Source organism: Vibrio harveyi, assembly GCF_030060435.1.
In the GTDB taxonomy this organism is placed as follows: Bacteria; Pseudomonadota; Gammaproteobacteria; order Enterobacterales; family Vibrionaceae; genus Vibrio; species Vibrio harveyi.
Genome location: NZ_CP125875.1, coordinates 1,342,744 through 1,355,734, shown reverse-complemented (window position 1 = coordinate 1,355,734; position 12,991 = coordinate 1,342,744). Strand labels below are relative to the sequence as shown.

11 protein-coding genes are annotated in these 12,991 nt (G+C 43.5%); 8 read left to right on the top strand and 3 right to left on the bottom strand.

All coding sequences use genetic code 11. From position 1 onward, the window contains the following. The first annotated feature begins 30 nt into the window (after positions 1-30). Positions 31-1,467 carry a 16S rRNA (cytosine(1407)-C(5))-methyltransferase RsmF gene (rsmF, locus tag QMY49_RS06840; RefSeq protein WP_283313634.1) on the top strand — a complete coding sequence of 479 codons (1,437 nt, stop codon included), beginning with the start codon at positions 31-33 and terminating at the stop codon, positions 1,465-1,467. A 616-nt stretch (positions 1,468-2,083) separates the two neighbouring features. Here rsmF and QMY49_RS06835 read toward each other — a convergent pair. Then, the gene (locus QMY49_RS06835) at positions 2,084-2,920 is read right to left on the bottom strand and encodes a CvfB family protein (protein WP_283313633.1); all 837 of its coding nucleotides are present in this window, start codon (positions 2,918-2,920) and stop codon (positions 2,084-2,086) included. A 183-nt stretch (positions 2,921-3,103) separates the two neighbouring features. Here QMY49_RS06835 and QMY49_RS06830 point away from each other — a divergent pair, with 183 nt between their 5' ends. Then, on the top strand, positions 3,104-4,456 hold the full coding sequence (locus QMY49_RS06830; RefSeq protein WP_005446794.1) for a hypothetical protein: 1,353 nt from the start codon (positions 3,104-3,106) through the stop codon (positions 4,454-4,456). A 25-nt stretch (positions 4,457-4,481) separates the two neighbouring features. On the opposite strand, the gene QMY49_RS06825 is transcribed toward QMY49_RS06830, so the two are convergent. Beyond that, positions 4,482-4,973, bottom strand: a complete 492-nt coding sequence (locus QMY49_RS06825; RefSeq protein ID WP_045489062.1) for a DUF4442 domain-containing protein — start codon at positions 4,971-4,973, stop codon at positions 4,482-4,484. Positions 4,974-5,369: 396 nt separating this feature from the next. Between QMY49_RS06825 and QMY49_RS06820 the strand changes: the two genes are divergently transcribed. Continuing rightward, positions 5,370-6,422, top strand: a complete 1,053-nt coding sequence (locus tag QMY49_RS06820) for a 3-deoxy-7-phosphoheptulonate synthase (RefSeq protein ID WP_005446791.1) — start codon at positions 5,370-5,372, stop codon at positions 6,420-6,422. A 32-nt stretch (positions 6,423-6,454) separates the two neighbouring features. Then, positions 6,455-6,937 carry a YajQ family cyclic di-GMP-binding protein gene (locus tag QMY49_RS06815; RefSeq protein ID WP_005446779.1) on the top strand — a complete coding sequence of 161 codons (483 nt, stop codon included), beginning with the start codon at positions 6,455-6,457 and terminating at the stop codon, positions 6,935-6,937. Between the two features lie 157 nt (positions 6,938-7,094). Here QMY49_RS06815 and QMY49_RS06810 read toward each other — a convergent pair whose 3' ends face one another. Further along, a complete protein-coding gene (locus QMY49_RS06810) occupies positions 7,095-8,015 on the bottom strand; it encodes a precorrin-2 dehydrogenase/sirohydrochlorin ferrochelatase family protein (protein ID WP_005446778.1) in 921 nt (306 codons plus the stop codon). Positions 8,016-8,476: 461 nt separating this feature from the next. Between QMY49_RS06810 and QMY49_RS06805 the strand changes: the two genes are divergently transcribed. From QMY49_RS06805 to QMY49_RS06790, 4 genes are all read left to right on the top strand, one after another. Next, complete coding sequence (locus QMY49_RS06805) at positions 8,477-9,505, top strand: amino acid ABC transporter substrate-binding protein (protein ID WP_005446777.1); 1,029 nt, start codon at positions 8,477-8,479, stop codon at positions 9,503-9,505. A gap of 80 nt (positions 9,506-9,585) precedes the next feature. After that, positions 9,586-10,791 carry an amino acid ABC transporter permease gene (locus QMY49_RS06800; RefSeq protein ID WP_005446776.1) on the top strand — a complete coding sequence of 402 codons (1,206 nt, stop codon included), beginning with the start codon at positions 9,586-9,588 and terminating at the stop codon, positions 10,789-10,791. A gap of 1 nt (position 10,792) precedes the next feature. Next, on the top strand, positions 10,793-11,890 hold the full coding sequence (locus QMY49_RS06795; RefSeq protein WP_005443946.1) for an amino acid ABC transporter permease: 1,098 nt from the start codon (positions 10,793-10,795) through the stop codon (positions 11,888-11,890). 23 nt (positions 11,891-11,913) lie between these two features. Beyond that, the gene (locus tag QMY49_RS06790; RefSeq protein WP_005443945.1) at positions 11,914-12,663 is read left to right on the top strand and encodes an amino acid ABC transporter ATP-binding protein; all 750 of its coding nucleotides are present in this window, start codon (positions 11,914-11,916) and stop codon (positions 12,661-12,663) included. Positions 12,664-12,991: the final 328 nt, after the last annotated feature.

Here is a 12,991-nt window from a genome sequence, read left to right as displayed (position 1 = left end):
TGCGGCAAATTCTGCAATCGAGACTTCACTTTGCATTCTAACGTTTACATCCCAGAAGCTTTTCTGGAAAAAATCCAAACTATTCTCCCTGCTCACCTCAACATGGAAGACTTTATCGCGTCGTGCCAAAAGCCATTACGCAAAAGTATTCGTGTTAATACGTTGAAGATCAGCGTAGAAGCGTTTTTGGAGCGTGCAGAATCAAAAGGCTGGACGCTTTCTCCGGTTCCTTGGTGTGATACGGGTTTTTGGATCGAAGCGGATGAATCGGTTGTCCCACTAGGTAACACTGCTGAGCACATGTCAGGGCTATTTTATATTCAAGAAGCAAGCTCAATGATGCCTGTCTCTGCCCTGTTCATGGATGATGAATCCTACGACGCGGTTCTCGATACCGCAGCAGCCCCTGGTTCTAAAACAACTCAAATTGCTGCGTTGATGAACAACGAAGGCATTTTGGTCGCGAATGAATACGCTGCGAGTCGTGTAAAAGTACTTCATGCCAACATTGAGCGTTGTGGCGTGCGAAACGCGGCGCTAAGTAACTTCGATGGTCGTGTGTTTGGTGGCTGGCTCCCAGAACAATTTGACGCGGTTCTGTTGGATGCGCCATGTTCTGGTGAAGGTACGGTTCGAAAAGATGAAGACGCAATGAAGAACTGGACGCAAGCGTCGGTGATTGAAATTGCAGACACGCAAAAAGATCTGATTAAAAGTGCTTTCCACGCTCTTAAGCCAGGTGGCGTGATGGTTTATTCAACCTGTACGTTGAGTACCGAAGAGAACCAACAGGTTTGCCATCACCTTAAAGAAACTTTTGGTGACGCAGTTCAGTTCGAGAGCTTAAAAGATCTGTTTGAAAATGCAGAAGCGGCGCTAACAGAAGAAGGCTTCTTACATATCTTCCCTCAGGTTTATGACTGTGAAGGCTTCTTCGTAGCTAGAATTCGTAAGCTTACAGCAGTAGAAGCGCCACAAGTAAAAAAACGTATGGGTAAATTCCCATTTGTAAAAGCGTCTAACAAAGAATCAGCAGAAATCGCTAAGCAGTTACAAAACACGATGGACATCGAACTACCAGATGACAGCACGGTTTGGATCCGCGATAAAGACGTTTGGCTTTTCCCTGACGCGCTAGAACCTATGATTGGCGAATTACGCTTTTCGCGTATGGGCATTAAAATCGCCGAAGCGCACAAAAACGGTTACCGCTGGCAACATCAAGTGGCAACTACCCTAGCAACTGGTAACGAGAAAAACGCAATTGAGTTAACGATTGAAGAAGCTCGAGAATGGTACATGGGTCGCGATGTTCGCCCGCAAAACATTCCAACAGATATGAAAACGGGTAAAGGCGAAGTGCTCGTGAAGTACGAAGGCGCGATTATTGGTCTTGGGAAATGGGTAAGTAACCGCATTAAAAATGGTCTTCCACGTGAATTAGTGCGAGATAAGAACTTATTTTAGTAGCAAAGTGAAATACTATAAATAAATGAAAAGCCATCGTATTTACGATGGCTTTTTGGTTCTAAAGCATGATTGGAACTGGGTTCACTAGCGATCCGAGTGCCCTGTACTAAACTGAATGTATCAAAGCATCGCTTTGAAACGGCATTTCTCTCTATGTTTAACCGACAATATGTGTTGGTCAAAAAGTTTAGCGCAGGCTCTATAAAGGAGCCGTTTCCCCTAGGCCCAAAATAAGGACGAGTTTGGGCCATTTTTTTGACTGATGCATTCCCTATATGAGCTATACCCAAGTGACTTCAAGATGCAGGATTCAGAGCGTTGTCATTGATTCGAGAGTAAGGAAAACAACGCAGTGTAATAGCTAGCTCTTTCCAAGTTGTTTGACGTAGCAATCGGGTCAATGACACGCTCCCAAAGGGCGAGCTGCCTTGGCTTGTATACTTTGTTGCCGATTCTTGATTTAGAATGACTAGATCTTTAAATCGCCGCCGCGTCTACAAACCAAGTCATTCTCGCTGAACCTAGCATCTCGAGGTTACTTGGGTATAATTACCCAAAAGGAAAAACTCACTAGTCCACCAGCCAACACTATTTTCATCAGTTGTGAATCTGTTTACTCGGCTAAACGGATACCGTCTTTTTCAATAACGATCTTACCTGCTTTGTACAAGCCACCAATGGTTTTCTTGTAAGTACCTTTACTGGTACGGAACGCTTCAAAAATCGCTTCAGGAGAAGATTTATCGTTTAGAGGCAAGAAGCCGCCTTTCTTTTCTAGTAACTCAATCACCTTACTAGAAAGATCATCCATCTTCGCTACGCCAACTTTTTGTAGCGCTAGATCAATCTTGCCATCTTCACGAACTTGCTTAATGTAACCTTTCAGCTTCTTACCAATAAACAGCTTACCGAACACATCCGATGGGAAGATCATGCCCCAGTGTTCGCCGTTCACGATGGCTTTATAACCAAGTTGGCTACGCTCTGCGATAATCAGTTCAACTTGCTCATTCACTTCGTAGTTAGCCGGCGTTTTATCTAGCCATTTATTGAACTTAGTTGTACCTACAATACGACCAGATGCCTTATCTGTATAAACGTAAACTAGGATGTTTTGACCTGCAGTAAAGCGAGCGCGTTGCTCACTGAATGGGATAAGAAGGTCTTTTTCTTTAATACCCCAGTTTACGAACGCACCAGTCTTATTGATGCCTTCGATCTTCATTAGTCCCCATTCGCCGACTTGAGCGATTGGTTTATCAATGGTCGCAGCTAGCTGACTTTCTGAATCAAAGTAAAGAAATACATCTAGGTGCGCGCCAAGTTCTGTACCTTCAGGTACATACTTATTAGGCAGCAATACAGAACCGTAGTCTTCGCCATCCAGAAATACGCCAAAATCAGCCGTTTTAATGACTTCTAAGCTGTTAATTTGACCAATTTTAATCATCGAATTTGTCTCTTTTTAAATTTACAGGGAATTATACCCAAACTAACAAGAAAATCAGAGAGAAAAGCAAACCTCTCTGTTATGCTGTGTTAGTTCAACAATTTATCCTAGTCCGATCTTAAGTTAATTCAATTAACGGGCGCTTATGGGTATAGGATGCTTTAGCAAAATCAGGAGCTTTCCTTGGTCACTGTCGACAAACAAGACTCGGTAACTTTGAAAATTAGCCATGCGTTGGCAAAGAGTAAAACGCTCGACCTTGATATCTATATTTTCATCCCTGGTGAGTTAGGTTTAAATTCCGACATCATCAGTGAGTCTGAGTTCTACTACACTTCGATCACGCAAAAACGATCTTATTACAGTACTGAAGTACTGCTTCCTTTGGTCCACAGCCGCCTTGCTAAACGTGGACGCTTATCTAACCGTCAGTACCGTGTAAGTTTGAGTTTGTTTGCGTATCAATACGTTATCGCGCTCGACAAAGCTGTTGCCGCACTAAATAAACATGAGAGTGACAGCGTCACGGCAGAAGAAGTAGATGAAGTCATTGAACTCACGCTCGACATCCTTAAACGTCTTCGCCGTTCGATTCCTTATGAGGAAAACCTTAAGCGCTACTACGTTAACATCGATAATTACTTGTCTTGGTACACAGAGCAAAAATTCCTATCCCTTGTAGCTCACCTGCCTCGTGAAGGTGATTACAGCACGATCAAGGAACGTTTGATTACACTGTGTGAGAAAGAGCAAGCGCACCGAAAACTAAACAATTACAACTCTGCAAGCGTTGTTGAAGATGTGACCCGTTTATCGAACAAAATGCGTTTGTTAAGACGTTTGATTGAACACCCTATCGTTTTGAGTGAAAAAACGATGTCGATGGGTAATAACATCAAACGAGCGATTAAAGGCATCGCAACAGGTCTGGTGATGGTGGTCGTGACGAGTACCGTTATTCTTGCCCGAGATTACTTAGGAGAGATTTCTGCATCTTTCATCATCGCGATGTCGTTTATCTACGCCCTACGTGAAATCTTTAAAGATGACCTGCGCGACGCTATGTGGCGTTGGATCCGCAAAGGTAAGCCAAAGTGGCGTAAGAAGTACATGGACCCAACGACAAAGAAAGTTGTGGGTCGTAAATTGGAATGGTTAGATTACCGTTCTCTTTCAAGCCTACCTGATCGTATTCAGAACATTCGTAAAAAACGAGTTGTTCAACGGGAAGAACAAATCCTTCACTATCATGCGAAAACAGAGATGGCGACATCATTGTTCTTAAGTGGTTACGAGCAAACTCGTGAGACATTAAACATGAGTTTACGCCCGATTATTCGTTTAATGGACAAAAGCTCGAACCGCGTATATCGATTAAACGAAGGGCAAGTGAGTAAGGAATCTGTTGAGAAACGCCACTTGCTCAATGTGATTGTCAAAGAAGACAACCACACCGATGAACCTGTTTACTATCGTTGGAAAGTGGTTTTGAACCGTTCGAAGATTGTGTCTATTGAGAAAATAGAATTGAACTAGAACGTCATAAGTCGTTATTGAGAAATTAAGCAGCTTGTCTTTGAGCTGCTTTTTTTATGGAAAGCGTCAAGGAAAACTCCGCCATTGGTTCGTCACCATTAATACTTGGACACAATGCGGTGATCTTAACGTCTCGATTGATACGTTCACCTGTTTCTAGAGTCATACGAAGCATTTCATCAATCAAAGGACCATCGTGACATACAAAATGCACATCGCCTTCAGGGCGTTTTAAAAACTCAGCCGTTACTCCTTTAAATGCCAGAGAAATGCGCTCCCCTTGTTCTTGGGCCTTACTCATCGCAAGAAAACCACCTGCCACATCAGCACCAACGGCAAGCGCGCCAAAATACATGCTGTTAAGATGATTCTTGGTTCTTCTTCTCAGTGGGATTCTAACCTCCACATGTTGATCATCGATCGCAAGAATTTTCGGGCGGCATAACCAAATGAGCGGAACTTTTGAAAAACCGAATAAGTTGAGATAAAGGTTTGCACGGCGAACAGCAGATAACATTTTGGTCTCCTTACCAAACTAGTCTGACCAGTTAATCAATGAAGCACCAAAATGTCAAAGAATTGTTAATAACAAATCGATCTAGCTACGGAATTTCGCAAACGGTTTCTTTCTATCGAGTTCTAAAGTTGGATATGAAACACCCAGAATAACTAGCCTCCAAGCTTCTTTTTGCAAAAATACGTGTTATCGAATAGAAAAAGTAGTTATAAATTCAAACGACTATGTATTGATCTCCTTATCGGTTTTTGTCATTTATACATAACTATCATTAATGAATAGCCACAGCATTACATACATTTCGGTATTTAACAGATAAGAATCCCGTGAAACGGTTTATTCCTAACTATAATTCCGTTATCTTTACCGCTTCGCAATAGAGAATAAAGCTATAACATGCCTATAAAAACAGATGAATTGAGAACCCAACCTTTGGGTCCAATGCCGACACCCGCAGAGCTAGGCAGCGTACATCCAATCACTGATGATGTAGCTGATCGCATCGCTCAATCTCGTCGTCAAATTGAAAAGATTTTAACTGGTGAGGATGACCGTATCCTTGCTATCGTTGGTCCGTGTTCTGTGCACGACACTGAAGCGGCAATCGACTACGCAACTCGCCTTGCGAATATCCAAGATAAGTACAAAGACGAGCTATTTATCGTAATGCGTACTTACTTTGAAAAACCTCGTACTGTTGTTGGTTGGAAAGGTCTTATCACTGACCCTAACCTAGATGGCTCATACGCACTTGAAGCGGGTCTTCATAAAGCACGTAAACTGCTACTGGATATCAACAAGCTTGGTCTTGCTACAGCTACTGAGTTTCTTGATATGATCACAGGTCAGTACATTGCAGATCTGATTACGTGGGGTGCAATTGGCGCTCGTACGACTGAATCTCAAATCCACCGTGAGATGGCCTCTGCTTTATCTTGTCCAGTAGGCTTCAAGAACGGTACTAACGGTAACGTAAAAATCGCAATTGATGCGATTCGTGCGTCTAAAGCATCACACTACTTCTACTCTCCAGATAAGAATGGGCGTATGACGGTATACCGCACTAGTGGTAACCCTTATGGTCACATCATTCTTCGTGGTGGTGAGAAAGGTCCTAACTTTGATGAAGCATCTGTAAAACAAGCGTGTGATGCACTTGCTGAATTCGACTTACCACAACGTTTGATTGTAGACTTCAGTCATGCGAACTGTCAGAAGCAACACCGTAAACAAATTGATGTTGCACAAGACATTTGTGAACAAATTAAATCAGGCAGCACTCGCATTGCGGGTATCATGGCAGAGAGCTTCATTATTGAAGGCAATCAGCCAATGACTGATATTAACAACCTAACTTACGGTCAGTCGATTACTGACCCATGTCTAGGTTGGGATGATACTGAAACGATGCTAGACATGCTGGCAGCCGCAGTAAAATCCAGTAAGTAATTTCCCTATAACAAGATAATCAAGGAATCTTCATGCCATCGTTTGATATTGTTTCAGAAATCGATACCGTTGAACTACGTAACGCGGTTGATAACGCTAACCGTGAACTGTCTACTCGTTTCGATTTCCGCAATGTGAATGCGAGCTTTGAGCTAGTAGAAGAAAATGTAAAAGTGTCAGCAGAAGGCGAGTTCCAGCTAAAGCAAATGCGTGACATCCTACGTAGCCACTTGGCGAAGCGTAACATTGATGCGAACGCTATGGATGCAAAAAATCCAGAAGCGACGGGTAAGAACTGGCACCAAAACATTGCGTTCCGCCAAGGTATCGATACGCCTACCGCGAAAAAGCTAGTTAAACTAATCAAAGACGCGAAGCTTAAAGTTCAAGCATCTATCCAAGGCGACAAACTGCGCGTAACGGGTAAGAAGCGTGACGATCTGCAAGCAACGATTGCAACGATCCGTGAAGCTGAGATGGGTATCCCATTCCAGTACAACAACTTCCGTGATTAATTGCGCTCTCCTACTCTCTTAATGTAGAGAATGAGAACAGTGGAATAAAAAACGCCGGCGAGATATTCGTCGGCGTTTTTGTATGTGTTGTGAGTAATCTAAGCGTCTATTTTTGATAACTAATTTAGATAACGAACTTGTATCTAGATAACAAAGCTTAGATTACCAAGTCTTGCCCTTGCAGAAGTGAAAACTCACTTGTTCCATAAGGAACGAAGATACAAACACGAAGCTTCTCTTCTTTGGCTTTTCTGAGCATATCTGAGAGCTCTGTTGCACTCGAAAATGCCTCACGCTCCGCATCTCTTCTTACTAACTCCATCACATTTGCTTCGCATTTGGTTGAGTGAAGCGCTAACTCCGCCTGCTGCATGTAGCGCACGGCTTTAATAGGCAGCATTTCAACGTCTTTACCTACCTGAATCCAAGTGCAGCTTCCTGTCTCGTCTAATGGCTTAGTCATGGTTTCTTGATAGATGGTTTCCAGCTCACGGTTATCACGTGCATTTTCCACCTCGGGGTGCGAAAAGTAGTTCTCCCAAAATTTACGACGCAAATCGACACTTGGTAATGCCTCTTTAATAGAGTTACGTTTTGAGTTGGCGAACTCTGCCATCAGTCCCATATTTTGCGGCAGGATGGCTTCTAGCTTTTCACGGATGTTTCGGATCAATACTGGAGATGCACCGCCACTCGAGATGGCAATTTGAATACGACCGCGGTTAATCATCGAAGGCGTAATGAAATCACAATAAGGTTTGTCATCGACGACGTTTACTAAAATACCTAACTCTTTTGCGTCTTTATACACTTGATGGTTAAGCTCCGGGTTATCCGTTGTCGCCCATACTTGAATGAATGAGTTAGTGACAATGTCACTTGAATAAAAACGTTGAATCCATCGCACTTGCTGCTCTTGAGCAAGCTTATCAAGAAAGTCGACAAGGCTTGGGGAGACAATCGTGACGTCTGCTCCGGCTTTGAGCAATGCTTCCACTTTGCGGCTTGCTACTTCACCACCACCAACAACCAATACTGGTTTATTTACTAAATCTAAGAACAGAGGAAAATATCGCATTTCAATCCATGATCACTTCAAATAACTGTCTAAATTCATGCTACCAAAAATGGGGCAACCACTTCACCTTGTTTCGGCTTCACAAATAATTTTTGTTCAAATTTTCGGCTGACATAGCCACCCTACACTAATGACACTTTTAATAACAAACTTTTATCCTTCTGTTTTAATCACTCTTTTATCGATTGTTCTGATGCACCAATCTGACAATTAGTTGCACTATTTACAAACAATTAACATTTCGTCATCCTAAATCGCAAGGCGCTTTGTGACTTCTCTCCAAAACTCTTTTTAAATTATATATTTGAGAATTAGCAAATCCTTTCCTACGCTTATAACTGATTGATTTAGCGATTGCCGTTTCTTCGAAAATCAATCATGTAGGACGAAAACACTAACGAATTGGACACGTTGTATCAGGTCGCTCCTGATTAAACATGGATCATACAGGAAGGATACAAATGGCAAACAAACTAACAGTTCTTGCTTCCGTCGTAGCGGCTTCTACTGCAATGATGGCTACCTCAGCTCAAGCAGCAGACACTACTCTGGACAAAGTCACGAAACAAGGCTTCCTTACTTGTGGCGTAAGTACCGGTCTACCTGGTTTTTCAAACCCTAACTCAAAAGGTGAATGGGAAGGTATCGACGTAGAATATTGCCAAGCACTGGCTGCAGCCGTTCTTGGGGATAAAACAAAAGTTAAATATGTACCCCTAACCGCGAAAGAACGATTCACTGCGCTTCAATCGGGTGAAATCGATGTGCTTTCACGTAACACCACCTGGACTCTACACCGTGATACGGCTCTAGGTCTGAACTTTGTTGGCGTAAACTATTACGACGGTCAAGGTTTCATGGTTAAGAAAGATCTTGGTGTTTCAAGTGCGAAGGAACTTGATGGCGCATCAGTCTGTGTGCAGTCAGGTACCACTACCGAGCTTAACCTTGCGGACTACTTCCGTAACCAAGGTATGGCGTATAAACCTGTAGTATTTGATACGGCAGCGCAAACCTCTAAAGGTTTTGATGCTGGTCGTTGTGACGTACTAACGACAGACCAATCTGGTTTGTATGCGCTACGTCTGAACTTGAAAGACCCTTCTTCAGCTAACGTTCTTCCTGAAATCATCTCTAAAGAGCCTCTAGGTCCTGTTGTTCGTCAAGGTGACGATCAATGGTTCAATATTGCGAAATGGACTCTGTTTGCGATGGTGAACGCAGAAGAATACGGCATTACCTCTAAAAATGCCGATGAGATGTTGAAATCAAAAGATCCAAACATCAAACGTATTCTTGGCGTAGATGGTCCGAAGGGTAAAGGTTTAGGCATTCGCGACGATTGGGGCTACCAAGTGATCAAGCAAGTTGGTAACTATGGCGAAAGCTTTGAGCGTACGGTTGGTACAGGTTCGCCTCTGAAGATTTCTCGTGGTGTGAACGCACTTTGGAATGCGGGCGGTTTCATGTACGCACCACCAATCCGCTAATACAACGATTATCACAGGGCGGTTTATGCCGCCCTTTTTCGTGAGTGAATCTATAAATAAGGGTTTGAGGTTATCGCTGTATGAAACCGACGAATGATACATCGCCAAGTACGATGTCCAAACCAAGCGGAAGTAAGAGCCTGATTTATAATCCAGCTTTTCGTTCCGCTATTTTCCAGATCATTGCCGTAGCTGCACTGGTATTTTTCTTTTACACAATCATTAATAATGCACTGACGAACCTTGATGCCCGTGGTATCGCAACAGGTTTTGGTTTTCTTAATCAAGAAGCAGGCTTTGGTATTGGTCTGACTCTTATCGAATACGACGAAACGTTTTCTTATGGGCGTACTTTCGTCGTTGGTCTACTCAATACGGCACTGGTTTCAGTGTTAGGCATTGTCCTAGCAACCGTTATTGGTTTTGTTATGGGTATCGCTCGTCTCTCATCAAACTGGTTGGTGAGCCGATTAGCAGCGGTATATATTGAAACTTTCCGAAATATCCCACTACTTCTGCAAATCTTTTTCTGGTATTTCGCGGTTCTTCAAGCTCTACCATCACCAAGGCAAAGTATGAGCCTTGGCGAAGCTATCTTTTTGAATGTACGCGGGCTGTATTTCCCTGCACCTGTCATGGAGGCTGGTAGTAGCTTCGTCGTCGCGGCACTAGTCATAGGTATCATCGCAAGCATTTTGATCAATGTATGGGCGAACAACAAGCAACGTTTAACAGGTCAACAAACTCCGATGGGTCGCATCGTATTTGGCTTAGTAATCGCGCTTCCTTTAGTGGTTTACTTCCTTGCTGGCATGCCAATTTCTTTGCAGTACCCAGAATTAAAAGGTTTTAACTTCCGAGGTGGTATCAGTATCATTCCTGAACTGGCTGCACTTCTACTTGCGTTAAGCGTCTATACTGCATCGTTTATCGCAGAGATTGTACGCTCTGGTATTAACGCTGTGAGTCATGGTCAAACTGAAGCAGCAATGTCGCTTGGTTTACCACGCACAAAAACTCTGAAGCTGGTCGTGATCCCTCAGGCATTACGTATCATCATCCCTCCTCTTACTAGCCAATACCTGAACCTAACCAAGAACTCTTCCCTGGCAATGGCGATTGGTTACCCAGATTTGGTTTCTGTGTTCGCAGGAACTACGCTAAACCAAACTGGACAAGCGATCGAAATTATCGCGATGACCATGGGCGTTTACTTGACGTTGAGTTTAATCACTTCTGCGTTAATGAACTTGTATAACCGTAAAGTTGCGCTGGTGGAGAGATAATATGAGTACACATCAATTTCAGCCTGATCTCCCGCCGCCAGCAAACACTGTTGGTGTCGTAGGTTGGCTACGCAAAAATCTATTCAATGGACCAATCAACTCCATCGTGACGTTGATTCTGGCTTATATCGTATTTTCTGCTCTTTGGAACATTGTTGATTGGGCGTTTATCAATGCAGACTGGGTTGGCACAACGAGAGACGACTGTACGCGTGAAGGCGCATGTTGGGTCTTTATTAGCGTCCGTTGGGAACAGTTCATGTATGGCTTCTATCCGGAAGCGGAACTCTGGCGCCCTCGCCTGTTCTACATCACATTGGCGATCTTTACTGTGCTACTTGCTTATGAGAAAACGCCAAAACGCATTTGGATTTGGTTGTTCTTCGTAAACATTTACCCATTCATTATTGCAGCCTTGCTTTATGGTGGAGTATTCGGTCTTGAAGTGGTTGAAACGCACAAATGGGGTGGTCTACTAGTAACCTTGATCATTGCACTCGTTGGTATCGTCGTCTCCCTTCCAATCGGTGTTGCGCTTGCCCTGGGTCGACGTTCAGATATGCCAATCATCCGCAGTATCTGTACTGTATACATCGAAGTGTGGCGTGGTGTCCCACTCATTACTGTACTGTTCATGGCATCAGTGATGTTACCTCTGTTCTTGGCTCAAGGCTCAGAAACTGACAAGCTAATCCGTGCACTTATCGGTGTGGTTATGTTCAGTGCGGCTTACATGGCAGAGGTGGTACGTGGTGGCTTGCAAGCGATCCCGAAAGGACAATATGAAGCGGCAGACGCTCTCGGTCTTACCTATTGGAAGAAGATGGGACTGATCATTTTGCCACAGGCGCTTAAGATCACTATCCCTTCTATTGTGAACACTTTTATCGGTCTCTTTAAAGACACCAGTCTTGTGCTTATTATTGGTATGTTTGACGTACTGGGCATTGGACAAGCTGCGAATACCGACCCTGAATGGCTAGGCTTCGCAACAGAAAGTTATGTATTTGTCGCGTTAGTGTTTTGGGTATTTTGTTTTGGCATGTCACGTTACTCGATATGGCTTGAAAACAAATTGCATACCGGTCACAAACGATAACTCATCAAGATCAAGGACGTATTATGACGCAACAACAAGATTATATGATCCAGTTGAAGGACATGAATAAGTGGTATGGTGAGTTTCACGTACTAAAGAATATCAATCTAGACGTTAAGAAAGGCGAAAAAATCGTCATCTGTGGACCATCCGGATCTGGTAAATCGACCATGATTCGCTGTATCAACCGTCTGGAAGAGCATCAAGCTGGCAGCATCTATGTGTCGGGTACTGAACTTACAGAAGACCTGAAAAACATTGAGGCGGTTCGTCGTGAAGTGGGTATGTGCTTCCAGCACTTTAACCTTTTCCCTCATCTAACGGTTTTGGAGAATTGTACGCTTGCCCCTATCTGGGTGAAGAAAATGCCAAAAGAAGAAGCCGAAGCCATCGCAATGCAGTACTTAGAGCGCGTTAAGATCCCCGATCAAGCGGACAAGTATCCGGGGCAGCTCTCCGGTGGTCAGCAGCAACGTGTAGCCATTGCTCGTTCTTTGTGTATGAGCCCTAAAGTGATGCTGTTTGATGAACCAACTTCTGCACTGGACCCAGAAATGGTGCGTGAAGTACTGGATGTAATGGTAGAACTGGCGGAAGAAGGCATGACCATGCTATGTGTAACGCACGAGATGGGCTTTGCAAAAGAAGTCGCCGACCGAGTCATCTTTATGGACGCGGGGGAAATCATCGAAGAAAACAATCCTGTCGATTTCTTTGAGAACCCGCAATCGGATCGTACACAGAACTTCTTGGCTCAGATCCTTCACCATTAAACGCATTCTGAACACCCAGATAACCGACAAAGCGCTGAACTCAATATCAGCGCTTTTTCTTTACTCTCATACTGGCAAACAGACCATGTTACGAAAGTCCAGTTGATTCAACGCGTTGTAAATTTGCGCAACGTGACAACATTCTACGTGAACTGGTCTTCAGAGCTTTGAATAATAAGCCTTTCTCCGCTAGGCAAGGCGGTAATATTGTGTTACAAGTTGCCACATACATAACACATTATTTCTATTATTATTTTGTTCTAGATGTACATGTGGCGGGCTTGATTTTTTGAACTATCGGGCCCATATATGTCTATATATTAAAGAT